Raw genomic sequence first — 23,281 nt, forward strand, 5'->3', positions numbered from 1 at the left:
AATGCAAGCTATTCCGATGACCTTACGTGGTGCCGAAAAACTGCGCGAAGAGCTGGATTTTCTGAAATCCGTACGTCGCCCTGAAATCATCGCCGCTATCGCGGATGCGCGTGAGCATGGCGACCTGAAAGAGAATGCTGAATACCACGCGGCGCGTGAGCAGCAGGGTTTCTGCGAGGGGCGCATCAAAGATATCGAAGCGAAACTGTCCAACGCGCAGGTTATCGATATCACTAAAATGCCAAACAACGGTCGCGTGATCTTCGGCTCTACCGTCACCGTCCTGAATCTGGACAACGACGAAGAGCAAACCTATCGCATCGTGGGTGATGATGAAGCGGACTTCAAACAGAACCTGATTTCGGTGAACTCCCCGATTGCTCGCGGCCTGATTGGCAAAGAGCAGGATGATGTTGTGATTATCCGCACCCCGGGTGGCGAAGTGGAATACGAAATTATTAAGGTTGAATACCTGTAATTCGCTTCTCTTCTAAGATGTTGATACATTGTAAAGAAAAGAAAAAGGCCGCATAGCGGCCTTTTATCAACTCAAGGAGCATGGCATTTTGCTCGCCTGCTGAAAGAAATCCCTCGTTTCACACAGAAAATGTGTTTGATTCAGGATATCCTTAACGTGGCAGCGAGATTTTGCGCTCTTTAGATGGGCGATAGAGCACCAGCGTTTTACCGATGACCTGTACATTACAGGCGCCGGTTTCGCGCACGATGGCTTCCACGATCAGGTTTTTAGTGTCTCTGTCTTCAGAGGCGATTTTCACCTTGATCAGCTCGTGGTGTTCCAGCGCTTGTTCAATCTCGGCAAGCACCCCTTCGGTCAAACCATTGTTGCCAAGCATCACTACAGGCTTGAGCGGATGTGCCAGACCTTTAAGGTGCTGTTTTTGTTTAGTACTCAGATTCATCGTATATTTTTGCTTACGTTGGGATTGAAAACGGTTCATTCTACCGCCATCTCCCTAATATCGCCAAATAGCTGCGTAGAAATTTACGTCACAGGCAAGTAACGATGAACCAGGACGGAAATGTTAAATGACAGGTAAAAAGCGTTCTGCCAGCTCCAGCCGCTGGCTTCAGGAACACTTTAGCGATAAATATGTTCAACAGGCGCAGAAAAAGGGGTTACGTTCCCGCGCCTGGTTTAAACTTGATGAAATACAGCAAAGTGACAAACTTTTTAAACCGGGAATGACGGTGGTCGACCTCGGTGCGGCACCTGGCGGATGGTCCCAGTATGCGGTTACGCAGATCGGCGGAACGGGCCGAATCATCGCATGCGATCTTTTACCAATGGATCCCATCGTCGGTGTCGACTTCCTTCAGGGCGACTTTCGTGATGAATTAGTGCTTAAAGCATTACTTGATCGTGTAGGTGACAGTAAGGTCCAGGTTGTCATGTCGGATATGGCACCAAATATGTGTGGAACACCGGCGGTGGATATCCCCCGCGCCATGTATCTGGTGGAACTAGCGTTAGAAATGTGTCGTGATGTACTAGCGCCTGGTGGTAGTTTTGTTGTGAAGGTGTTTCAGGGCGAAGGTTTCGAGGAGTATCTTAAGGAAATTCGCTCCCTGTTTGCGAAGGTCAAAGTTCGTAAGCCGGACTCTTCCCGGGCCCGTTCCCGTGAAGTGTATATTGTAGCGACCGGGCGAAAATGATAACCGGTAGATTTCAGGCGAAAGTTTGAATGAAACTGGATATAGAGTATCCTGACGCTGTTTTTAACACAGTTGTAATATGAGGTTAATCCCTTGAGTGACATGGCGAAAAACCTAATACTCTGGCTGGTCATTGCCGTTGTGCTGATGTCAGTTTTCCAGAGCTTTGGGCCCAGCGAGTCGAATGGCCGCAAGGTGGATTATTCTACCTTCCTGCAAGAGGTCAATCAGGACCAGGTTCGCGAAGCGCGTATCAACGGACGTGAGATCAACGTTACCAAGAAAGATAGTAACCGTTACACGACTTACATCCCGGTGAACGATCCTAAGCTGCTTGATAACCTTCTGACCAAAAACGTCAAAGTGGTAGGCGAGCCGCCGGAAGAACCAAGCCTGTTGGCTTCTATCTTCATTTCCTGGTTCCCGATGCTGCTTCTTATCGGTGTCTGGATCTTCTTTATGCGCCAGATGCAGGGCGGTGGTGGCAAAGGTGCCATGTCGTTCGGTAAGAGCAAGGCGCGTATGCTGACGGAAGACCAGATCAAGACCACCTTTGCTGACGTAGCAGGTTGTGACGAAGCAAAAGAAGAGGTGGGTGAACTGGTTGAATACCTGCGCGAGCCGAGCCGTTTCCAGAAACTGGGCGGTAAGATCCCGAAAGGCGTCCTGATGGTCGGCCCTCCGGGTACCGGTAAAACCCTGCTGGCAAAAGCCATCGCGGGTGAAGCGAAGGTCCCGTTCTTTACTATTTCAGGTTCTGACTTCGTTGAAATGTTCGTGGGTGTCGGTGCATCTCGTGTGCGTGACATGTTCGAGCAGGCTAAGAAGGCAGCACCGTGCATCATCTTCATCGATGAAATCGACGCCGTTGGCCGCCAGCGTGGCGCAGGCCTGGGCGGTGGTCACGATGAACGTGAGCAGACCCTGAACCAGATGCTGGTTGAAATGGACGGCTTTGAAGGTAACGAAGGTATCATCGTTATCGCGGCAACTAACCGTCCAGACGTACTCGACCCTGCGCTGCTGCGTCCAGGCCGTTTCGACCGTCAGGTTGTGGTCGGTCTGCCGGATGTTCGTGGTCGTGAACAGATCCTGAAAGTGCATATGCGTCGCGTACCGCTGGCGCCAGATATCGACGCGGCAATCATCGCGCGTGGTACTCCAGGCTTCTCCGGTGCGGATCTGGCTAACCTGGTCAACGAGGCAGCACTGTTTGCCGCTCGCGGTAACAAGCGTGTAGTGTCCATGGTGGAATTTGAGAAAGCGAAAGACAAAATCATGATGGGTGCGGAACGTCGCTCCATGGTGATGACGGAAGCGCAGAAAGAGTCCACGGCATATCACGAAGCGGGCCACGCGATTATCGGTCGTCTGGTCCCGGAACACGATCCGGTACACAAGGTGACGATCATTCCACGCGGTCGTGCGTTGGGTGTGACCTTCTTCCTGCCTGAAGGTGACGCGATCAGCGCCAGCCGTCAGAAGCTGGAAAGTCAGATTTCAACCCTGTACGGCGGTCGTCTGGCAGAAGAGATCATCTACGGTGCGGAACATGTTTCCACCGGTGCGTCGAACGATATTAAAGTGGCGACAAACCTGGCACGTAACATGGTGACCCAGTGGGGCTTCTCCGACAAACTCGGTCCGCTGCTCTATGCAGAAGAAGAGGGCGAAGTATTCCTGGGCCGCTCCGTGGCAAAAGCGAAACATATGTCCGATGAAACGGCTCGTATCATCGACCAGGAAGTGAAAGCGCTGATTGAGCGTAACTACGCTCGCGCCCGTCAGATCCTGAACGACAATATGGACATCCTGCATTCGATGAAAGATGCGCTCATGAAATATGAGACCATCGATGCGCCGCAGATTGACGACCTGATGGCTCGCCGCGAAGTGCGTCCGCCAGCAGGCTGGGAAGACCCAGGCGCGTCTAACAATTCTGACAACAATGGCACCCCGCGTGCACCGCGTCCGGTCGATGAACCGCGTACGCCAAACCCGGGCAACACCATGTCAGAGCAGTTGGGCGACAAGTAAGTCACTGCTGTTGAAGCGTTTGTCTGTACATCAAACCCTGGAGCGTGCTCCGGGGTTTTTCTTTTTTATATAACCATGCAAATAACAGGGATTTAGCCATGAAACTCTTCGCCCAGGACTCGCATCTCGACCTTTCACATCCGCATGTGATGGGGATCCTGAATGTCACGCCTGATTCCTTCTCTGACGGCGGCACGCATAACTCGCTTATCGACGCGGTTAAACACGCGAATTTAATGATCAACGCGGGTGCCACCATCATTGACGTTGGAGGGGAGTCAACGCGGCCTGGCGCGGCGGAGGTTTCGGTGGAAGAAGAGCTGGCGCGCGTGGTGCCGGTGGTGGAGGCTATCGCCCGGCGCTTTGAAGTGTGGATCTCCGTTGATACCTCCAAACCCGAAGTGATCCGTGAAGTGGCGAGAGTGGGTGCTCACATTATTAATGATATCCGCTCGCTGACCGAGCCGGGCGCAATTGAAGCCGCCGCTGAAACCGGGCTACCGGTGTGTCTGATGCATATGCAGGGCCAGCCTAAGACAATGCAGGAGGCGCCAAAATATGAAGATGTGTTTGCCGACGTCACCCGCTTCTTTATTGAGCATATCGAACGCTGTGAACGTGCGGGTATCGCAAAAGAGAAATTGCTGCTCGACCCGGGCTTCGGTTTCGGTAAAAATCTCTCACACAATTACGCGTTGCTTGCGCGCTTATCAGAGTTTCATCAGTTCGGCCTGCCACTGCTGGTGGGAATGTCGAGAAAATCGATGATTGGTCAGTTGTTGAATATCGGGCCGAACGAACGTCTGAGCGGCAGTCTGGCCTGCGCGGTGATTGCCGCGATGCAAGGTGCACACATCATTCGCGTCCATGACGTAAAAGAAACAGTAGAAGCCATGCGTGTGGTGGAAGCCACACTGGCAGCGAAGGAAAACAAACGCTATGAGTAATCGTAAATATTTTGGTACCGATGGCATCCGTGGGCGCGTAGGCGATGCGCCAATTACCCCTGACTTTGTCCTGAAGCTGGGTTGGGCGGCGGGTAAGGTACTGGCGCGTCATGGCTCCCGTAAGATCATTATTGGTAAAGATACCCGTATTTCGGGTTATATGCTGGAGTCCGCGCTGGAAGCCGGGCTGGCGGCGGCGGGGCTTTCAGCTTCCTTTACGGGGCCAATGCCGACCCCTGCTGTTGCCTATCTGACTCGTACCTTCCGTGCGGAAGCGGGCATCGTCATTTCAGCTTCTCATAATCCGTTCTATGACAACGGTATCAAATTCTTCTCCATCGACGGCACTAAACTGCCGGATGACGTGGAAGAGGCGATTGAAGCGGAAATGGAGAAAGAGATCACCTGTGTCGACTCCGCTGAGCTGGGTAAAGCCAACCGTATTGTCGATGCCGCAGGCCGCTACATTGAATTCTGCAAAGGCACGTTCCCGAATGAACTGAGCCTGGCACACCTCAAAATTGTGGTGGACTGTGCAAACGGTGCGACCTATCACATTGCGCCGAATGTTTTCCGCGAGCTGGGTGCGAAAGTGATCACCATCGGCTGCGAGCCGGACGGTCTGAACATCAATGAAGAAGTCGGCGCGACAGACGTGCGTGCCTTGCAGGCGCGTGTACTGGCTGAAAAAGCCGATCTGGGTATTGCCCTGGATGGTGATGGCGATCGTGTGATCATGGTTGACCACGAAGGTAACAAGGTCGACGGGGATCAGATCCTCTACATCATTGCGCGTGAAGGCCTGCGTCAGGGGCAACTGCGCGGTGGCGCGGTGGGCACGCTGATGAGCAATATGGGTCTGGAGCTGGCGCTGAAACAGCTGGGCATCCCGTTTGTTCGCGCGAAAGTGGGTGACCGCTACGTGCTGGAAAAACTTCAGGAAAAAGGCTGGCGCATTGGCGCGGAAAACTCCGGCCACGTGATCCTGCTCGATAAAACCACCACCGGTGACGGCATTGTGGCGGCGCTTCAGGTTGTTGCCGCGATGGCGCGTAACCATATGAGCCTGCACGATCTGTGCAGCGGCATGAAAATGTTCCCGCAGATCCTGGTGAACGTGCGTTTCACCGCTGGTAAAGGCGACCCGCTGGAAAATGATAACGTGAAAGCGGTGATGGCAGAGGTGGAAGCGACGCTTGGCAGCCGTGGACGCGTCCTGCTGCGTAAGTCGGGTACCGAGCCGCTGATCCGCGTGATGGTGGAAGGTGAAGACGAAGCGCAGGTAACTGAATTTGCGCACCGCATTGCGGATGCAGTGAAAGCTGCATAATCTTTCAGAATAAGTGTTTAAAAAGGCGGCGTTTGCCGCCTTTGTTTTAAGCAATTAATGGCTTTTTGCTGTTTTTTTCCGCAGTTGATACAATGCCTCGAAAATGCCCTTGCGAAGGTGATTCGCTTTGGTTAGTATTCACACCCGCTTCAGTGGGAAACAAAATCCTGCTAATTGGTCGAAGCATTGGTATGCGGCAAATCCGCAAGGAACAGGTTGATTATGTACGAAGCTCTTTTAGTTATTTTCCTTATTGTAGCCATCGCTCTCGTAGCGCTGATTATGCTGCAGCAAGGTAAAGGCGCTGATATGGGAGCCTCCTTCGGAGCAGGCGCTTCCGGTACGCTGTTCGGTTCAAGTGGTTCTGCGAACTTCATGACCCGTACGACGGCGATTCTGGCTACGCTGTTCTTCATCATCAGTCTGGTGCTGGGCAATATCAACAGCAACAAGACCAGTAAAGGAAGCGAGTGGGAAAACCTGAGCGCGCCAGCAAAAACTGAGCAAACTCAGCCAGCTGCACCGGCTAAGCCAACCAGCGATATCCCGCAGTAAGTATTCAGTACCGAGGTGGTGGAATTGGTAGACACGCTACCTTGAGGTGGTAGTGCCCTAACGGGCTTGTGGGTTCGAGTCCCATCCTCGGTACCAATATTCCAGAAGAAAGACGTCGCAAGACGTCTTTTTTTTCGTCTGTACATTCTGTGTTTCCGATCTATTGTAGGGCGGGTAAGCGCAGCGCCGCCCGCCGTTTTGCCCGGTGGCGCTGCGCTTACCGGGCCTACGAAGACCACAAAAAAGGCGCCCATTGGGCGCCTTTTACATGTCTTGCTGTCGATTACTTCTTATCGCTGTGTTCCAGGTTCTCAACCTGCGGCAGACCATTACCGGAATTCGCGGAGAGCAGGCCATTCTCAACATAGTTGAACAGCTTCTCACGGGTATCGGTGATGTCCAGGTTACGCATGGTCAGCTGGCCAATACGATCGTCCGGAGAGAATACTGACTCACCTTTCTCCATGGTCAGACGCTCTGCTTTATAGGTCAGGTTGTCAGACACGGTATTGAGGATGGAGTAATCATTGCCGCGACGCAGTTCCAGCGTCACTTCGCCGGTGATTGCGCTCGCCACCCAACGTTGCAGGGCGTCACGCAGCATCAGCGCCTGTGGATCAAACCAGCGACCCTGATACAGCAGTTTGCCCAGCTGACGGCCATGAGCGTGATACTGCTCAATGGTGTCTTCGTTGTGAATACCGGTCAGCAAACGCTCGTAAGCGATGTGCAGCAGCGCCATCCCCGGAGCTTCGTAAATGCCACGGCTTTTCGCTTCGATGATACGGTTTTCGATCTGATCGCTCATACCCAGACCGTGACGACCGCCGATGCGGTTTGCTTCCAGCATCAGTTCAACATCGTCTGAGAAGGTTTTACCGTTCAGGGCAACCGGATGACCGCGTTCGAAACGCACGGTCACTTCTTCCGCCGGGATCTTCACGTTCTCATCCCAGAATTTTACGCCCATGATCGGGTTAACAATTTTTACGCTGGAGTTCAGGAATTCCAGGTCTTTCGCTTCGTGCGTCGCACCCAGCATGTTGGAGTCGGTTGAGTAGGCTTTCTCAACGGACATCTTATAGTCAAAGCCGCAGGCAATCATAAACTCAGACATTTCATGACGGCCACCCAGTTCGTCGATGAAGTCGGTATCCAGCCACGGTTTGTAGATCTGCAACTCGGCGTTGGTCAGCAGACCGTAACGATAGAAACGTTCAATATCGTTGCCTTTATAGGTACTGCCATCACCCCAGATGTTCACGCCATCCTCTTTCATGGCGGCGACCAGCATGGTGCCGGTGACAGCACGACCCAGCGGAGTGGTATTAAAATAGGTCAGGCCGCCGGTAGTGTTATGAAAAGCACCGCACTGGATAGCGGCAATGCCTTCAGCGACCAGTTGCTTACGGCAGTCAATCAGACGTGCGTTCTCTGCGCCATACTCCATGGCACGACGAGGGATCGCGTCATAATCTTCCTCGTCCGGCTGACCCAGGTTCGCAGTATATGCATACGGAACCGCTCCCTTCTGGCGCATCCACAGCAGTGCAGCGCTGGTATCCAGGCCGCCTGAGAAAGCGATGCCAATACGTTGTCCTACCGGAAGATGCTTGAGAATCGTCGTCATAGAATAAAACCCTGCTTGATTGACTGATTAGAGACCGCTTTCGCTCTCTTGTGCATTTTTATGCAAAATAAGTGAGTATTCATTTAATCATCTTTTGTCGAAGACCGAAAGAGACTCGTGCGTTTTTTGTAAAAAAATTGGTCTGTTCTGTCTGGCAGAAGCTGGGTTGACAGGTGGGGTCAACTATCAATATACTAAACGCCGATTTTACGTCCCGTCTTCGGTACCAAATCCCAGCATTATTTGCAAATTCTGTCCAAAACGCGTAGAATTTGCCACGTTTCAGGCGCGGGGTGGAGCAGCCTGGTAGCTCGTCGGGCTCATAACCCGAAGGTCGTCGGTTCAAATCCGGCCCCCGCAACCACTTTCCTATAAAGTTCTTTTTCAAATATACTGTGAAGACTTAGAGCCTTCGTAGCTGGATTTGAAAAAATTCTTTCGGAAAGTGCTCCAGGCCACAGTTGTGGCTATAGGGTTCAGTTATCTAAAGCCCCGATTTATCGGGGTTTTTTGTTATCTGACTACAGAATAACTGGGCTTTACGCCCTTTTTTTATGTCTTGGGGGTGGGCTTGTCCACATTAGAGCAAAAATTAACAGAGATGATTACTGCACCGGTCGAAGCACTGGGCTACGAACTGGTCGGCATCGAATTCGTTCGCGGCCGCACATCGACGCTGCGCATCTATATTGATAGTGAAGATGGCATCAATGTTGATGATTGTGCTGATGTCAGCCACCAGGTGAGTGCGGTTCTTGATGTTGAAGATCCGATTACCGTTGCGTACAACCTGGAAGTTTCCTCACCTGGCCTCGATCGTCCGATGTTCACGGCCGAGCACTATGTGCGCTTTACCGGTGAAGAAGTGGCTCTCGTTCTGCGTATGGCCGTACAGAACCGCCGTAAATGGCAGGGAATTATCAAAGCCGTTGATGGTGAAATGATCACGGTGACAGTCGAAGGCAAAGATGAAGTGTTCGCGCTGAGTAATATCCAGAAGGCGAACCTGGTTCCCCACTTTTAACAGTCTGGATTGAGGTGAAAAGCCCGCGATGAACAAAGAAATTTTGGCTGTTGTTGAAGCCGTCTCCAACGAGAAATCACTGCCGCGTGAGAAGATTTTCGAAGCGCTGGAAAGTGCACTGGCTACAGCAACCAAGAAAAAATACGAACAAGAGATCGATGTTCGCGTAGAAATCGATCGTAAAAGCGGTGACTTCGATACATTCCGTCGTTGGGTAATCGTTGAAGAAGTGACCCAACCGACCAAAGAGATCACCCTGGAAGCGGCACGTTTTGAAGACGAAAGTCTGAACGTGGGTGATTACGTTGAAGATCAGATTGAATCTGTCACCTTCGACCGTATCACCACCCAGACCGCGAAGCAGGTTATCGTGCAGAAAGTTCGCGAAGCCGAGCGCGCGCTGGTTGTCGATCAGTTCCGCGATCAGGAAGGCGAAATCATCACTGGCGTGGTGAAGAAAGTGAACCGCGATAACATCTCTCTGGAGATCAAATCCGAAGGGCTGCCGGGTAACGCTGAAGCCGTTATCCTGCGTGAAGACATGCTGCCGCGTGAAAACTTCCGCCCAGGCGACCGTATTCGTGGTGTGCTGTATGCCGTACGTCCTGAAGCACGTGGTGCACAGCTGTTCGTGACGCGTTCTAAACCAGAAATGCTGGTTGAACTGTTCCGTATCGAAGTGCCGGAAATCGGCGAAGAAGTTATCGAAATCAAAGCGGCGGCCCGCGATCCGGGCTCCCGTGCGAAAATTGCGGTGAAAACCAACGACAAGCGTATCGACCCGGTCGGTGCTTGCGTCGGTATGCGTGGCGCACGTGTTCAGGCGGTTTCTACCGAACTGGGCGGCGAGCGTATTGATATCGTTCTGTGGGACGACAATCCGGCGCAGTTCGTGATCAACGCAATGGCACCGGCTGATGTGGCGTCTATCGTTGTTGACGAAGACAAACACACCATGGATATCGCTGTAGAAGCGGGCAACCTGGCGCAGGCGATTGGCCGTAACGGTCAGAACGTACGTCTGGCGTCACAGCTGAGCGGCTGGGAACTCAACGTGATGACCGTTGATGACCTTCAGGCCAAGCATCAGGCTGAAGCCCACGCGGCGATCGATACCTTCACCAAATACCTGGACATTGACGAAGACTTCGCCACTGTGCTGGTTGAAGAAGGTTTCTCTACGCTGGAAGAACTGGCCTACGTGCCAATGAAAGAGCTGCTGGAAATTGACGGTCTGGATGAACCAACCGTTGAAGCCCTGCGTGAACGCGCTAAAAACGCACTGACCACCCTGGCGCTGGCTCAGGAAGAAAGCCTTGGCGATAAGAAGCCGGCTGATGACCTGCTGAATCTGGAAGGTCTTGATCGTGCGATTGCGTTCAAGCTGGCTGCCCGTGGTGTTTGTACGCTGGAAGATCTCGCTGAGCAAGGCGTTGATGACCTGGCTGATATCGAAGGTTTAACCGACGAGAAAGCCGGCGAACTCATCATGGCCGCACGTAATATTTGCTGGTTCGGCGACGAAGCGTAATAAACTGTAGCAGGAAGGAACAGCATGACTGATGTAACTGTAAAATCGCTGGCTGCTGAGATTCAGACCTCCGTGGACCGCCTGGTACAGCAATTTGCTGATGCAGGGATCCCGAAGGCCGCTGATGACTCGGTGACCGCGCAAGAAAAACAAACCTTGTTAGCGCACCTGAACCGTGAACACGGCTCTACGCCTGACAAGTTAACGCTGCAGCGCAAAACGCGTAGCACGTTGAACATCCCTGGTACCGGTGGCAAAAGCAAATCGGTACAAATTGAAGTCCGCAAGACGCGCACCTTTGTAAAACGTGATCCGCAAGAGGCAGAACGCCTTGCTGCGGAAGAGCAGGCACAGCGTGAAGCGGAAGAACAAGCTCAGCGTGAGGCAGAAGCCACTGCTAAACGCGAAGCAGAATTAAAAGCTGAACGTGAGGCCGCAGAAAAAGCGAAACGCGACGCCGGTGAAAAAGCGAAGCGTGACGCTGCGGAAAAAGACAAAGTGAGCAATCAACAGACCGACGAAATGACCAAAACTGCCCAGGCTGAAAAAGCCCGCCGTGAAAATGAAGCTGCCGAGCTGAAGCGTAAAGCGGAAGAAGAAGCCCGCCGCAAGCTTGAAGAAGAAGCTCGCCGCGTCGCCGAAGAAGCGCGTCGCATGGCAGAAGAAAACGAGAAGAACGGTGTGAATACCGCTGAACCAACTGAAGACAACAGCGATTATCACGTCACCACCTCTCAGCATGCACGTCAGGCAGAAGACGATAACGACCGTGAAGTTGAAGGTGGTCGTGGCCGTACTCGCAGTACAAAAGCGGCGCGTCCTGCGAAAAAAGGTAACAAGCACGCTGAATCTAAAGCTGACCGTGAAGAAGCACGTGCAGCGGTTCGCGGTGGTAAAGGCGGTAAGCGTAAAGGTTCCGCTCTGCAGCAGGGCTTCCAGAAGCCAGCTCAGGCCGTTAACCGTGACGTTGTGATCGGCGAAACCATCACCGTTGGCGAACTGGCTAACAAGATGGCGGTGAAAGGCTCTCAGGTCATCAAAGCGATGATGAAGCTGGGCGCAATGGCCACCATCAACCAGGTCATCGACCAGGAAACCGCACAGCTGGTTGCCGAGGAGATGGGCCACAAAGTTATCCTTCGTCGTGAAAACGAGCTGGAAGAAGCAGTAATGAGCGACCGTGATACGGGCGCAGCGGCTGAACCGCGCGCACCGGTTGTGACCATCATGGGTCACGTTGACCACGGTAAAACCTCTCTGCTTGACTACATTCGTTCTACTAAGGTTGCCTCCGGCGAAGCGGGTGGTATTACCCAGCACATCGGTGCTTACCACGTAGAAACCGAAAACGGCATGATCACCTTCCTGGATACCCCAGGCCACGCAGCGTTTACCTCAATGCGTGCTCGTGGTGCTCAGGCAACGGATATCGTTGTTCTGGTTGTTGCTGCCGATGATGGCGTGATGCCACAGACCATTGAAGCTATCCAGCACGCGAAAGCGGCGCAGGTGCCTTTGGTTGTTGCAGTCAACAAAATCGATAAGCCAGAAGCCGATATGGATCGCGTTAAGAACGAACTGTCACAGTACGGCGTTATGCCGGAAGAGTGGGGCGGTGAAGCGCAGTTCATCCCTGTATCTGCAAAAGCAGGTACCGGTATCGACGACCTGCTGAACGCTATCCTGCTTCAGGCTGAAGTTCTGGAGCTGAAAGCGGTTCGTAAAGGTATGGCGAGCGGCGCGGTAATCGAATCCTTCCTGGATAAAGGTCGTGGTCCGGTTGCAACCGTTCTGGTTCGCGAAGGTACTCTGCACAAGGGCGACATCGTTCTGTGTGGTTTCGAATACGGTCGCGTTCGTGCGATGCGTAACGAACTGGGTCAGGAAGTGCTGGAAGCGGGTCCGTCCATCCCAGTGGAAATCCTCGGCCTGTCCGGTGTTCCGGCTGCCGGTGACGAAGTAACCGTGGTACGTGACGAGAAGAAAGCACGTGAAGTGGCGCTGTATCGTCAGGGTAAATTCCGTGAGGTGAAACTGGCTCGCCAGCAGAAATCTAAACTCGAGAACATGTTCGCCAACATGACTGAAGGCGAAGTTCACGAAGTGAACATCGTTCTGAAAGCGGACGTACAGGGTTCTGTGGAAGCGATCTCCGACTCCTTGCTGAAACTGTCTACCGACGAAGTGAAAGTGAAGATCATCGGTTCTGGCGTAGGTGGTATCACCGAAACCGACGCAACCCTGGCAGCCGCGTCCAACGCTATCCTCGTTGGCTTCAACGTTCGTGCTGACGCATCTGCGCGTAAAGTTATCGATGCTGAAAGCCTGGATCTGCGTTACTACTCCGTCATCTATAACCTGATTGACGAAGTGAAAGCAGCGATGAGCGGCATGCTGTCTCCTGAGCTGAAACAGCAGATCATCGGTCTGGCTGAAGTACGTGACGTGTTCAAATCACCGAAATTCGGTGCGATCGCGGGCTGTATGGTTACCGAAGGGACCATTAAGCGTCACAACCCAATCCGCGTACTGCGCGACAACGTGGTTATCTACGAAGGTGAGCTGGAATCCCTGCGCCGCTTCAAAGATGACGTTAACGAAGTTCGTAACGGCATGGAATGTGGTATCGGTGTTAAGAACTACAACGACGTTCGCGTTGGCGATATGATCGAAGTGTTCGAGATCATCGAAATTCAGCGTACCATCGCGTAATCTTCGTCAACTGAAGATTAATTAGCGTAGGCCGGGTAAGCGAAGCGCCACCCGGCAGTAATTTTAAAAAGGGGCTTAAGCCCCTTTTTTGTCTGGAGAATTTATTATGGCGAAAGAATTTGGTCGCCCACAGCGCGTCGCGCAGGAGATGCAGAAAGAGATCGCTCTCATTCTGCAACGTGAAATCAAAGATCCACGCGTGGGGATGATGACCACCGTGTCTGGCGTGGAAATGTCCCGCGACCTGGCGTACGCCAAAGTGTTTGTGACATTCCTGAATGACCAGGATGAAGACGCCGTGAAGAACGGCATTAAAGCGCTGCAGGAAGCCTCTGGTTTCATCCGCTCTCTGCTTGGCAAAGCGATGCGTCTGCGTATTGTGCCAGAGCTGACCTTCTTCTACGACAACTCGCTGGTTGAGGGTATGCGTATGTCCAACCTGGTGACCAGCGTGGTGAAACATGACGATGAGCGTCGTGTTAACCCGGCGGACGACAGCAAGGAGGACTGATGAGTCGTCCTCGTCGTCGCGGTCGTGACGTGCATGGCGTGCTGTTGCTGGATAAACCACAGGGCGCATCCAGCAACGACGTGCTGCAAAAAGTAAAGCGTATTTATAACGCCAATCGCGCGGGGCACACCGGCGCGCTGGATCCGCTGGCAACCGGGATGCTCCCGATCTGCCTGGGTGAAGCGACAAAGTTTTCCCAGTATCTGCTGGATTCCGATAAGCGCTACCGCGTGATTGCCAAACTGGGCCAGCGCACGGACACTTCCGATGCGGATGGTCAGGTCGTTGAAGAGCGCCCGGTAACCTTCAGCGCAGAGCAACTTGATGCGGCGCTGGAGAGCTTCCGGGGCGACACAATGCAGGTGCCGTCGATGTATTCGGCGTTGAAATATCAGGGCAAGAAGCTTTACGAATATGCGCGTCAGGGCATTGACGTTCCGCGTGAAGCCCGTCCGATTACCGTGTATGAGCTGCTGTTCATTCGCCACGAAGGTGAAGAGCTGGAGCTGGAAGTACACTGTTCGAAAGGGACCTACATCCGCACCATCATTGACGACCTCGGTGAAAAGCTGGGCTGCGGCGCGCATGTGATTTATCTGCGTCGGCTGGCGGTCAGCAAGTATCCGGTCGAACGTATGGTAACGCTTGAGCATCTGCACGCCCTGGCTGAACAGGCGCAAGCGCAGGGAATTGCGCCGGCAGATCTGCTGGATCCGCTGCTGATGCCAATGGACAGTCCGGCAGCAGATTTCCCGGTTGTTAATCTTCCTTTAACATCGTCCGTTTATTTTAAGAACGGAAACCCGGTCCGCACAACGGGGGCGCCGCTTGAGGGCCTGGTCCGTGTGACGGAAGGGGAGGAAGGCAAGTTTATCGGGATGGGCGAAATGGACGGTGAAGGGCGCGTTGCCCCGCGTCGTCTGGTCGTCGAATACCCGGTCGAAGCGTGACGGTGATAACGCCTCACCTTGCGATAAGCAGGGGAGACGAGTAGAATATCGCCGCTTAACGCCTGGTAAATTGTTTAACAATCTGCGGGGCGTACATGGGATAGCTGAATTAGAGATCGGCATCCTTACATTCTTTATACTTTGGAGTTTGAAAATGTCTCTAAGCGTTGAAGCTAAAGCTAAAATCGTTTCTGAGTTTGGTCGTGGTACTAACGACAGCGGTTCTACCGAAGTTCAGGTTGCACTGCTGACTGCACAGATTAACCACCTGCAGGGTCACTTTGCAGAGCACAAAAAAGATCACCACAGCCGTCGTGGTCTGCTGCGTATGGTTTCTCAGCGTCGTAAACTGCTCGACTACCTGAAGCGTAAAGATGTTGCACGCTACACCGCGCTGATCGAGCGTCTGGGTCTGCGTCGCTAATTCTTGCGAGTTTCAGAAAAGGGGGCCTGATGGCCCCTTTTTTCAACCAGACGGCAGCAATTCAGGGGAAACTATTGTATTGTTGCTATAAATGATCTTCATTGCAGAGGTTCGCGCGGCTAATGAGAGGCTTCACCCATGGGGGTGTCGGTTGTCATTAGTCGCGAGGATGCGAAGAAGGTCGGGTTAAATCGTCAGCACACCTGAGGTGTGCTTTCAAACATTTAAGAAAGGACAGAATTTTGCTGAATCCGATCGTTCGTAAATTCCAGTATGGTCAGCATACCGTCACGCTGGAAACCGGCATGATGGCTCGTCAGGCTACTGCTGCCGTAATGGTAAGCATGGATGACACTGCTGTATTCGTTACCGTAGTTGGCCAGAAAAAAGCTAAACCAGGTCAGGACTTCTTCCCACTGACCGTGAACTACCAGGAGCGTACCTACGCTGCCGGTAAAATCCCGGGTGGCTTCTTCCGTCGTGAAGGCCGTCCAAGCGAAGGCGAAACCCTGATCGCGCGTCTGATTGACCGCCCGGTTCGTCCGCTGTTCCCGGAAGGTTTCGTCAATGAAGTGCAGGTTATCGCAACCGTTGTTTCCGTTAACCCACAGGTTAACCCGGACATCGTAGCGATGATCGGTGCGTCTGCTGCCCTGTCACTGTCTGGTATCCCATTCAATGGCCCAATCGGTGCCGCGCGCGTCGGTTACATCAACGACCAGTACGTGCTGAACCCAACTCAGGAAGAGCTGAAAGAGAGTAAGCTGGACCTGGTTGTTGCCGGTACTGAAGCAGCAGTTCTGATGGTTGAATCTGAAGCAGAACTGCTGAGTGAAGACCAGATGCTGGGCGCAGTGGTCTTCGGCCACGACCAGCAGCAGATTGTTATCCAGAACATCAACGACCTGGTGAAAGAAGCCGGTAAACCACGTTGGGACTGGCAGCCAGAAGCGGTAAACGACGCGCTGAACGCACGCGTAGCTGCACTGGCAGAATCTCGTCTGAGCGATGCATATCGCATTACAGACAAACAGGAGCGTTATGCTCAGGTTGACGTGATCAAAGATGAAACCATCGCAACCCTGATCGCGGAAGACGAAACGCTGGACGCTAACGAGCTGAGCGAAATCCTGCACGCTATCGAGAAAAACGTTGTTCGTAGTCGCGTACTGGCAGGCGAGCCGCGTATTGATGGCCGTGAAAAGGACATGATCCGTGGTCTGGATGTGCGTACTGGCGTGCTGCCACGTACTCACGGTTCCGCGCTGTTCACCCGTGGTGAAACCCAGGCGCTGGTTACCGCTACCCTGGGTACTGCACGTGACGCACAGAACATCGATGAACTGATGGGCGAGCGCACTGACAGCTTCCTGTTCCACTACAACTTCCCTCCGTACTCTGTGGGCGAGACCGGTATGGTTGGCTCACCGAAGCGTCGTGAAATTGGTCACGGTCGTCTGGCGAAGCGCGGCGTGCTGGCAGTAATGCCAGAAGCAGACAAATTCCCGTACACCGTACGTGTCGTGTCTGAAATCACTGAATCCAACGGTTCTTCTTCCATGGCTTCCGTGTGTGGTGCCTCTCTGGCGCTGATGGATGCAGGCGTGCCGATCAAAGCCGCCGTTGCGGGTATCGCAATGGGTCTGGTGAAAGAAGGCGACAACTTCGTTGTTCTGTCTGACATTCTGGGTGACGAAGATCACCTGGGTGATATGGACTTCAAAGTGGCGGGTTCCCGCGACGGTATCTCTGCCCTGCAGATGGATATCAAAATTGAAGGTATCACCAAAGAGATCATGCAGGTTGCTCTGAACCAGGCTAAAGGTGCGCGTCTGCACATTCTGGGCGTGATGGAACAGGCTATCAACGCACCACGCGGTGATATCTCTGAATTCGCTCCGCGTATTCACACCATCAAGATCAATCCAGACAAGATCAAAGATGTTATCGGTAAGGGCGGTTCTGTTATCCGTGCACTGACCGAAGAAACGGGCACCACCATCGAAATCGAAGATGACGGTACTGTGAAAATCGCAGCAACCGACGGTGAGAAAGCGAAATATGCTATCCGCCGTATCGAAGAGATTACAGCAGAAATCGAAGTGGGCCGTATCTACAATGGTAAAGTGACCCGTATCGTTGACTTTGGTGCATTCGTTGCCATCGGTGGCGGTAAAGAAGGTCTGGTACATATCTCTCAGATCGCTGACAAGCGCGTTGAGAAAGTGACCGATTACCTGCAAATGGGTCAGGAAGTACCGGTGAAAGTTCTGGAAGTTGACCGCCAGGGCCGTATCCGTCTGAGCATTAAAGAAGCAACCGAGCAGTCTCAGCCTGCTGCGGCGCCGGAAGCTCCGGCTGCTGAACAGCAAGGCGAGTAAGGTTGCCATTTGCCCTCCGCGCAGGCGGAGGGCTTATTATCAGGCAGGACGCCTTGTTAAGCCGCCGGGGGACAGGACGTTCATCCAATAGTTGTCTTCGGGAGTGGGAAATGAAGCCTTTTTTGCGCTGGTGTTTCGTTGCGACAGCTTTAACGCTGGCAGGATGCAGCAACTCTGCCTGGCGTAAGAGCGAAGTCCTCGCAGTGCCATTGCAACCGACTTTGCAGCAGGAAGTGATTCTGGCACGCATGGAACAAATACTTGCCAGTCGGGCTTTAACCGATGACGAACGCGCACAGCTTTTATATGAGCGCGGAGTGTTGTATGATAGTCTCGGTCTGAGGGCATTAGCGCGAAATGATTTTTCACAAGCGCTGGCAATTCGACCTGATATGCCTGAAGTATTCAATTACTTAGGCATTTATTTAACGCAGGCAGGCAATTTTGATGCTGCCTATGAAGCGTTTGATTCTGTACTTGAGCTTGATCCAACTTACAACTACGCGCACTTGAATCGCGGTATCGCATTGTATTACGGCGGTCGTGATAAGTTAGCGCAAGATGATCTGCTGGCGTTTTATCAAGACGATCCTAATGATCCTTTCCGCAGCCTGTGGCTTTACATCGTTGAGCAGAAGCTCGATGAGAAGCAGGCCAAAGAAGCACTGAAACAGCGCTTCGAGAAATCGGACAAGGAACAGTGGGGATGGAACATTGTCGAGTTCTACCTGGGCAACATTAGCGAAGCAACGCTGATGGAACGCCTCAAGGCGGACGCAACGGATAACACCTCGCTCGCTGAGCATCTCAGTGAAACCAACTTCTATTTAGGTAAGTACTACCTAAGTCTGGGGGATATGGACAGCGCTACGGCACTGTTCAAATTAGCGGTTGCTAACAACGTACATAACTTCGTTGAGCACCGTTATGCATTGTTGGAATTATCGCTCTTGGGCCAGGAGCAAGACGACCTGGCAGAATCGGACCAGCAATAGCTGACGACATAAACATCAGCCCGTAATCTTTTGATTGCCATCACCTTCACTGGTGAGGGCGTTGTTGTTCGTCAATACACCTAATTTGAGCCGGTTCACACTTTTCAATGAAAATTGCTAATCATTTTCACGATGAGCTAAGTAGACTGGCCGCCATTAATATCGAGGCACTTGTACTACATGGCTGAATTCGAAACCACTTTTGCAGATCTGGGCCTGAAGGCTCCTATCCTTGAAGCCCTTAACGATCTGGGTTACGAAAAACCATCTCCGATCCAGGCTGAGTGTATCCCACACCTGCTTTCTGGTCGTGACGTGCTGGGCATGGCCCAGACCGGTAGCGGTAAAACCGCAGCATTCTCGCTGCCGCTGCTGAACAACATTGATCCGGACCTGCGTGCACCGCAGATCCTCGTCCTGGCTCCAACCCGTGAACTGGCTGTTCAGGTTGCTGAAGCAATGACGGAATTCTCTAAACATATGCGCGGCGTAAACGTGGTAGCCCTGTACGGCGGCCAGCGTTATGACGTGCAGTTACGCGCCCTGCGCCAGGGCCCACAGATTGTTGTCGGTACGCCGGGCCGTCTGCTGGATCACCTGAAGCGCGGTACCCTGGACCTCTCTAAGCTGAGCGGCCTGGTACTGGATGAAGCAGATGAAATGCTGCGTATGGGCTTCATCGAAGACGTTGAAACCATCATGGCGCAGATCCCGGAAGGTCATCAGACCGCTCTGTTCTCTGCAACCATGCCAGAAGCGATCCGTCGCATTACCCGCCGCTTCATGAAAGAGCCGCAGGAAGTGCGTATTCAGTCTAGCGTGACCACTCGCCCGGACATCAGCCAGAGCTACTGGTCTGTATACGGCATGCGCAAAAACGAAGCGCTGGTCCGTTTCCTGGAAGCGGAAGATTTTGATGCGGCGATTATCTTCGTACGTACCAAAAACGCGACCCTGGAAGTGGCTGAAGCGCTGGAGCGTAGCGGCTATAACAGCGCAGCGCTGAACGGCGACATGAACCAGGCGCTGCGTGAGCAGACTCTGGAGCGTCTGAAAGACGGTCGTCTGGATATCCTGATTGCAACCGACGTGGCAGCACGTGGTCTGGACGTTGAGCGTATCAGCCTGGTTGTAAACTACGATATCCCAATGGACTCCGAGTCTTACGTTCACCGTATCGGCCGTACCGGTCGTGCGGGTCGTGCGGGCCGTGCGCTGCTGTTCGTTGAGAACCGTGAGCGTCGTCTGCTGCGTAACATTGAACGCACCATGAAGCTGACCATTCCAGAAGCTGAGCTGCCAAACGCAGAACTGCTGGGCAAACGCCGTCTGGAAAAATTCGCCGCGAAAGTACAGCAGCAGCTGGAAAGCAGCGATCTGGATCAGTACCGTGCGCTGCTGTCCCAGATCCAGCCTGTCGCTGAAGGCGAAGAGCTGGATATGGAAACTCTGGCCGCAGCACTGCTGAAAATGGCGCAGGGCGAACGTAGCCTGATCGTGCCACCTGATGCACCGATGCGTCCTAAGCGTGAGTTCCGTGACCGTGACGATCGTTTCGAACGTCGTGGCGACCGTAACGACCGTGGTCCACGCGGTGACCGTCCAGAGCGTGGTGGTGAAGACCGTCCACGTCGCGAGCGTCGTGACGCTGGCGAAATGGAACTGTATCGCATTGAAGTGGGCCGTGATGATGGTGTTGAAGTTCGTCACATCGTTGGCGCGATCGCTAATGAAGGCGACATCAGCAGCCGTTACATCGGTAACATCAAGCTGTTCGGTTCACACTCAACGATCGAGCTGCCAAAAGGCATGCCGGGCGAAGTACTGCAGCACTTTACTCGCACCCGCATTCTGAACAAGCCAATGAACATGCAACTGATGGGTGATGCACAGCCTCGCTCTGACCGCGGTGGCGAACGCCGTGGCGGTGGTCGCAGCTTCGGTGGCGAGCGTCGTGAAGGCGGTCGTAGCGAAGGTCGCACTGGCGAACCTCGTCGTTTCTCCGGCGAGCGCCGTGAAAATCGTGGCCCACGCCGCGAAGAAGGCACCAGCCGTCGTCGTTTCGGTGACGCGTAAGCCTTTTCGCTTTTGACGTAAAGTAAAATATACAGCCCCGATAGTTGTTATCGGGGCTTTTTTTATTCCTTTTGTACTCTTGTACTGGTACAGTGCGTCACATTAAAATGCACACCACATTTTTGACTGGAGATAAGGCCGCATGGCAACACTAACCACCACCCAAACGTCACCTTCGCTGCTTGGCGGCGTGGTGATCATCGGCGGAACCATTATTGGTGCCGGGATGTTCTCCCTGCCAGTGGTTATGTCCGGTGCGTGGTTCTTCTGGTCGCTGGCGGCGCTGGTTTTCACCTGGTTCTGCATGCTCCATTCCGGGCTGATGATCCTTGAAGCAAACCTGAACTACCGCATTGGCTCCAGCTTCGACACCATCACCCGAGATCTGCTGGGCAAAGGCTGGAACATGGTGAACGGGTTGTCCATCGCGTTTGTACTCTATATCCTGACCTACGCGTACATTTCAGCGAGCGGGTCGATTCTGCATCACACCTTCTCCGAGATGTCGCTGAACGTTCCGGCGCGTCTGGCGGGTCTCTGCTTCGCGCTGGGCGTGGCGTTTATCGTCTGGATGAGTACCAAAGCGGTCAGCCGCATGACGGCGATCGTGCTGGGCGCCAAGGTCATCACCTTCTTCCTGACCTTCGGCAGCCTGCTGGGGCACGTCACGCCGGCCACGCTGTTTAACGTTGCGGAAGTGAACACCTCCTACACGCCATACCTGCTTATGACGTTGCCATTCTGTCTGGCGTCGTTCGGCTACCACGGCAACGTACCGAGCCTGATGAAGTACTACGGCAAGGATCCGCGCACCATCGTGAAATGCCTGATTTACGGCACGCTGCTGGCGCTGGGGCTGTATGTGATCTGGCTGCTGGGGACGATGGGTAACATCCCGCGTCCGGAATTTATCGGCATTGCGCAGAAGGGCGGTAACATTGATGTGCTGGTACAGGCGCTGAGTGGCGTGCTGAACAGCCGCAGTCTGGATCTGCTTCTGGTGGTCTTCTCTAACTTTGCGGTGGCGAGCTCATTTCTCGGCGTGACGCTGGGCCTGTTTGACTACCTGGCAGATCTGTTTGGTTTTGATGACTCTGCGATGGGGCGCTTCAAAACGGCGCTGTTAACCTTCCTGCCGCCGATTGTGGGCGGCCTGCTGTGGCCGAACGGTTTCCTGTACGCCATCGGCTATGCAGGACTGGCGGCTACCATCTGGGCGGCGATTGTACCGGCGCTGCTGGCGCGTAAATCACGTAAGCGCTTCGGCAGCCCGAAATTCCGCGTCTGGGGCGGAAAACCGATGATTGCGCTGATCCTGGTATTTGGTATCGGCAACGCGGTGGTGCACATGCTGTCGAGTTTTAATCTGTTGCCTGTGTATCAGTAAACAGAAAGCCCGGTGGCGCTACGCTTACCGGGCCTACAGGGATCGCGTAGGCCGGATAAGGCGAAGCCGCCATCCGGCAAAAAACTACCCCACCAACTCCTCTTTCACCTGCATCGCCAGATCAAATGAATGCAAACGCGCCTGATGATCGAAAATCTGGCCGTTGACCATAATTTCATCCGCCTGCGTTTCTCGTAGCACTGCCGCCAGACCGTGACGCACCTTCGCCTTATCACCCACCAGCGACATGCTCAGGGCCTGCTGCACGCCATACTGCTCGGAGGCCGACCACAGCTGATGCATATTTTCAACCGGTGGCGGCAACTGGCCCGTCTCGCCGCGACGCAGCTTCACAAACGCCTGCTGCATGGAGGTAAACAGGAATTCCGCGTCGCGGTTGCTGTCGGCGGCAATGATATTGATGCACACCATCGCATACGGCTTCTCAAGACGCTCGGAAGGCTTGAAGTTTGTGCGGTAGAGATGCAGAGCCTGATGCAGCATATCCGGTGCGAAGTGGGAAGCGAACGCGAACGGCAGCCCCAGCTGTGCGGCAAGCTGTGCGCTGTACAGACTTGAGCCTAACAGCCACACCGGGATTTTCTCGCCGTAGCCCGGCACCGGGCGCACGTGCGGGTTAGGATCGCTCGCATCGAACCAGTCTACCAGCTCCGCTACATCACGCGGGAAGTTGTCGATATCGCCGCTCATATGGCGACGCAGGGCGCGCATGGTCGGCTGGTCGCTGCCCGGCGCGCGGCCAAGACCCAAATCAATGCGACCGGGGTAGAGTGTATTCAGGGTACCAAACTGCTCGGCAATCACCAGCGGGGCATGGTTCGGCAGCATCACGCCACCGGAGCCAAGGTGCAAAGTAGTGGTATTCGCCGCCAGATAGCCAATCAGTACTGAGGTGGCGGCGCTGGCGATGCCCACCATATTATGGTGCTCCGCCAGCCAGTAGCGGTGATAGCCACGTTTTTCGGCAAGCTGAGCCAGATCCAGAGAGTGCGAAAAGGCTTCTCTTGCCGAGGAGCCTTGTGGAATCGGTGCCAGATCCAGCACCGAAAACGGAATGGTTTTGTCAGTCATAACAGCTCACTTTGTCGACGGT

General features: G+C 53.7%; 20 protein-coding genes and 2 tRNA genes. 19 read left to right on the plus strand and 3 right to left on the minus strand.

Annotated elements, in window-relative coordinates:
• Window position 1 precedes the first annotated feature (1 nt).
• Window positions 2-478: a transcription elongation factor GreA gene (gene greA / locus INF86_RS13325; RefSeq protein WP_023298719.1), complete on the plus strand. Its 477-nt coding sequence runs from the start codon at window positions 2-4 to the stop codon at window positions 476-478.
• Window positions 479-629: 151 nt separating this feature from the next.
• On the opposite strand, the gene yhbY is transcribed toward greA, so the two are convergent.
• A complete protein-coding gene (gene yhbY, locus INF86_RS13330) occupies window positions 630-923 on the minus strand; it encodes a ribosome assembly RNA-binding protein YhbY (protein ID WP_003861814.1) in 294 nt (97 codons plus the stop codon).
• Between the two features lie 127 nt (window positions 924-1,050).
• Here yhbY and rlmE point away from each other — a divergent pair, with 127 nt between their 5' ends.
• The 6 genes from rlmE (at window position 1,051) to INF86_RS13360 (ending at window position 6,642) form a co-directional block, all read left to right on the plus strand.
• Window positions 1,051-1,677, plus strand: coding sequence for a 23S rRNA (uridine(2552)-2'-O)-methyltransferase RlmE (rlmE, locus tag INF86_RS13335; RefSeq protein WP_003861812.1), 627 nt, complete (start codon window positions 1,051-1,053; stop codon window positions 1,675-1,677).
• Window positions 1,678-1,779: 102 nt separating this feature from the next.
• Entirely contained in the window at window positions 1,780-3,714 is a 1,935-nt protein-coding gene (ftsH, locus tag INF86_RS13340) for an ATP-dependent zinc metalloprotease FtsH (RefSeq protein WP_003861810.1), read from the plus strand.
• Window positions 3,715-3,812: 98 nt separating this feature from the next.
• On the plus strand, window positions 3,813-4,661 hold the full coding sequence (folP, locus tag INF86_RS13345) for a dihydropteroate synthase (protein WP_045622101.1): 849 nt from the start codon (window positions 3,813-3,815) through the stop codon (window positions 4,659-4,661).
• Entirely contained in the window at window positions 4,654-5,991 is a 1,338-nt protein-coding gene (glmM, locus tag INF86_RS13350; RefSeq protein ID WP_003861804.1) for a phosphoglucosamine mutase, read from the plus strand. The genes folP and glmM overlap by 8 nt, the downstream gene beginning before the upstream one ends.
• A gap of 222 nt (window positions 5,992-6,213) precedes the next feature.
• Window positions 6,214-6,546, plus strand: a complete 333-nt coding sequence (gene secG, locus INF86_RS13355) for a preprotein translocase subunit SecG (RefSeq protein ID WP_003861803.1) — start codon at window positions 6,214-6,216, stop codon at window positions 6,544-6,546.
• 9 nt (window positions 6,547-6,555) lie between these two features.
• Window positions 6,556-6,642 (plus strand) — tRNA-Leu (locus INF86_RS13360).
• A gap of 187 nt (window positions 6,643-6,829) precedes the next feature.
• On the opposite strand, the gene argG is transcribed toward INF86_RS13360, so the two are convergent.
• Complete coding sequence (gene argG / locus INF86_RS13365; RefSeq protein WP_022649518.1) at window positions 6,830-8,176, minus strand: argininosuccinate synthase; 1,347 nt, start codon at window positions 8,174-8,176, stop codon at window positions 6,830-6,832.
• A 287-nt stretch (window positions 8,177-8,463) separates the two neighbouring features.
• On the opposite strand from argG, the gene INF86_RS13370 reads away from it, so the two are divergent.
• The 12 genes from INF86_RS13370 (at window position 8,464) to mtr (ending at window position 22,167) form a co-directional block, all read left to right on the plus strand.
• Window positions 8,464-8,540, plus strand: a tRNA-Met gene (locus tag INF86_RS13370).
• 207 nt (window positions 8,541-8,747) lie between these two features.
• Entirely contained in the window at window positions 8,748-9,200 is a 453-nt protein-coding gene (gene rimP, locus INF86_RS13375) for a ribosome maturation factor RimP (RefSeq protein WP_014833432.1), read from the plus strand.
• A 28-nt stretch (window positions 9,201-9,228) separates the two neighbouring features.
• Window positions 9,229-10,731, plus strand: coding sequence for a transcription termination factor NusA (nusA, locus tag INF86_RS13380; protein ID WP_003861798.1), 1,503 nt, complete (start codon window positions 9,229-9,231; stop codon window positions 10,729-10,731).
• Window positions 10,732-10,755: 24 nt separating this feature from the next.
• Window positions 10,756-13,443, plus strand: a complete 2,688-nt coding sequence (infB, locus tag INF86_RS13385) for a translation initiation factor IF-2 (protein WP_022649517.1) — start codon at window positions 10,756-10,758, stop codon at window positions 13,441-13,443.
• A 106-nt stretch (window positions 13,444-13,549) separates the two neighbouring features.
• Window positions 13,550-13,954 carry a 30S ribosome-binding factor RbfA gene (rbfA, locus tag INF86_RS13390; RefSeq protein WP_003861793.1) on the plus strand — a complete coding sequence of 135 codons (405 nt, stop codon included), beginning with the start codon at window positions 13,550-13,552 and terminating at the stop codon, window positions 13,952-13,954.
• A complete protein-coding gene (gene truB, locus INF86_RS13395; RefSeq protein ID WP_193543605.1) occupies window positions 13,954-14,904 on the plus strand; it encodes a tRNA pseudouridine(55) synthase TruB in 951 nt (316 codons plus the stop codon). The genes rbfA and truB overlap by 1 nt, the downstream gene beginning before the upstream one ends.
• A gap of 154 nt (window positions 14,905-15,058) precedes the next feature.
• The gene (gene rpsO, locus INF86_RS13400; protein ID WP_003861789.1) at window positions 15,059-15,328 is read left to right on the plus strand and encodes a 30S ribosomal protein S15; all 270 of its coding nucleotides are present in this window, start codon (window positions 15,059-15,061) and stop codon (window positions 15,326-15,328) included.
• 242 nt (window positions 15,329-15,570) lie between these two features.
• Window positions 15,571-17,709 carry a polyribonucleotide nucleotidyltransferase gene (pnp, locus tag INF86_RS13405; protein WP_022649515.1) on the plus strand — a complete coding sequence of 713 codons (2,139 nt, stop codon included), beginning with the start codon at window positions 15,571-15,573 and terminating at the stop codon, window positions 17,707-17,709.
• Between the two features lie 110 nt (window positions 17,710-17,819).
• Window positions 17,820-18,704, plus strand: coding sequence for a lipoprotein NlpI (gene nlpI / locus INF86_RS13410; protein WP_003861782.1), 885 nt, complete (start codon window positions 17,820-17,822; stop codon window positions 18,702-18,704).
• A 107-nt stretch (window positions 18,705-18,811) separates the two neighbouring features.
• Window positions 18,812-18,892 carry a protein YrbN gene (gene yrbN, locus INF86_RS13415; protein WP_097397692.1) on the plus strand — a complete coding sequence of 27 codons (81 nt, stop codon included), beginning with the start codon at window positions 18,812-18,814 and terminating at the stop codon, window positions 18,890-18,892.
• Complete coding sequence (locus tag INF86_RS13420; protein WP_022649514.1) at window positions 18,885-20,780, plus strand: DEAD/DEAH family ATP-dependent RNA helicase; 1,896 nt, start codon at window positions 18,885-18,887, stop codon at window positions 20,778-20,780. The genes yrbN and INF86_RS13420 overlap by 8 nt, the downstream gene beginning before the upstream one ends.
• 142 nt (window positions 20,781-20,922) lie before the next feature.
• Window positions 20,923-22,167, plus strand: a complete 1,245-nt coding sequence (gene mtr, locus INF86_RS13425; RefSeq protein ID WP_023298717.1) for a tryptophan permease — start codon at window positions 20,923-20,925, stop codon at window positions 22,165-22,167.
• An 84-nt stretch (window positions 22,168-22,251) separates the two neighbouring features.
• Here the strand turns inward: mtr and INF86_RS13430 are convergent, their stop codons facing one another.
• Window positions 22,252-23,259, minus strand: coding sequence for a luciferase-like monooxygenase (locus INF86_RS13430; protein ID WP_154051815.1), 1,008 nt, complete (start codon window positions 23,257-23,259; stop codon window positions 22,252-22,254).
• Window positions 23,260-23,281 lie beyond the last annotated feature (22 nt).

This window comes from Enterobacter cloacae complex sp. I1M (assembly GCF_014982425.1).
Classification (GTDB): domain Bacteria; phylum Pseudomonadota; class Gammaproteobacteria; order Enterobacterales; family Enterobacteriaceae; genus Enterobacter; species Enterobacter intestinihominis.

What these genes read in the sequence shown, in the direction of transcription:
- greA (WP_023298719.1), top strand. Translation starts at nt 2, where the DNA reads ATGCAAGCTATTCCGATGACCTTACGTGGTGCCGAAAAACTGCGCGAA.
- yhbY (WP_003861814.1), bottom strand. Translation starts at nt 923, where the DNA reads ATGAATCTGAGTACTAAACAAAAACAGCACCTTAAAGGTCTGGCACAT.
- rlmE (WP_003861812.1), top strand. Translation starts at nt 1,051, where the DNA reads ATGACAGGTAAAAAGCGTTCTGCCAGCTCCAGCCGCTGGCTTCAGGAA.
- ftsH (WP_003861810.1), top strand. Translation starts at nt 1,780, where the DNA reads ATGGCGAAAAACCTAATACTCTGGCTGGTCATTGCCGTTGTGCTGATG.
- folP (WP_045622101.1), top strand. Translation starts at nt 3,813, where the DNA reads ATGAAACTCTTCGCCCAGGACTCGCATCTCGACCTTTCACATCCGCAT.
- glmM (WP_003861804.1), top strand. Translation starts at nt 4,654, where the DNA reads ATGAGTAATCGTAAATATTTTGGTACCGATGGCATCCGTGGGCGCGTA.
- secG (WP_003861803.1), top strand. Translation starts at nt 6,214, where the DNA reads ATGTACGAAGCTCTTTTAGTTATTTTCCTTATTGTAGCCATCGCTCTC.
- argG (WP_022649518.1), bottom strand. Translation starts at nt 8,176, where the DNA reads ATGACGACGATTCTCAAGCATCTTCCGGTAGGACAACGTATTGGCATC.
- nusA (WP_003861798.1), top strand. Translation starts at nt 9,229, where the DNA reads ATGAACAAAGAAATTTTGGCTGTTGTTGAAGCCGTCTCCAACGAGAAA.
- infB (WP_022649517.1), top strand. Translation starts at nt 10,756, where the DNA reads ATGACTGATGTAACTGTAAAATCGCTGGCTGCTGAGATTCAGACCTCC.
- rbfA (WP_003861793.1), top strand. Translation starts at nt 13,550, where the DNA reads ATGGCGAAAGAATTTGGTCGCCCACAGCGCGTCGCGCAGGAGATGCAG.
- truB (WP_193543605.1), top strand. Translation starts at nt 13,954, where the DNA reads ATGAGTCGTCCTCGTCGTCGCGGTCGTGACGTGCATGGCGTGCTGTTG.
- rpsO (WP_003861789.1), top strand. Translation starts at nt 15,059, where the DNA reads ATGTCTCTAAGCGTTGAAGCTAAAGCTAAAATCGTTTCTGAGTTTGGT.
- nlpI (WP_003861782.1), top strand. Translation starts at nt 17,820, where the DNA reads ATGAAGCCTTTTTTGCGCTGGTGTTTCGTTGCGACAGCTTTAACGCTG.
- yrbN (WP_097397692.1), top strand. Translation starts at nt 18,812, where the DNA reads ATGAAAATTGCTAATCATTTTCACGATGAGCTAAGTAGACTGGCCGCC.
- INF86_RS13420 (WP_022649514.1), top strand. Translation starts at nt 18,885, where the DNA reads ATGGCTGAATTCGAAACCACTTTTGCAGATCTGGGCCTGAAGGCTCCT.
- mtr (WP_023298717.1), top strand. Translation starts at nt 20,923, where the DNA reads ATGGCAACACTAACCACCACCCAAACGTCACCTTCGCTGCTTGGCGGC.
- INF86_RS13430 (WP_154051815.1), bottom strand. Translation starts at nt 23,259, where the DNA reads ATGACTGACAAAACCATTCCGTTTTCGGTGCTGGATCTGGCACCGATT.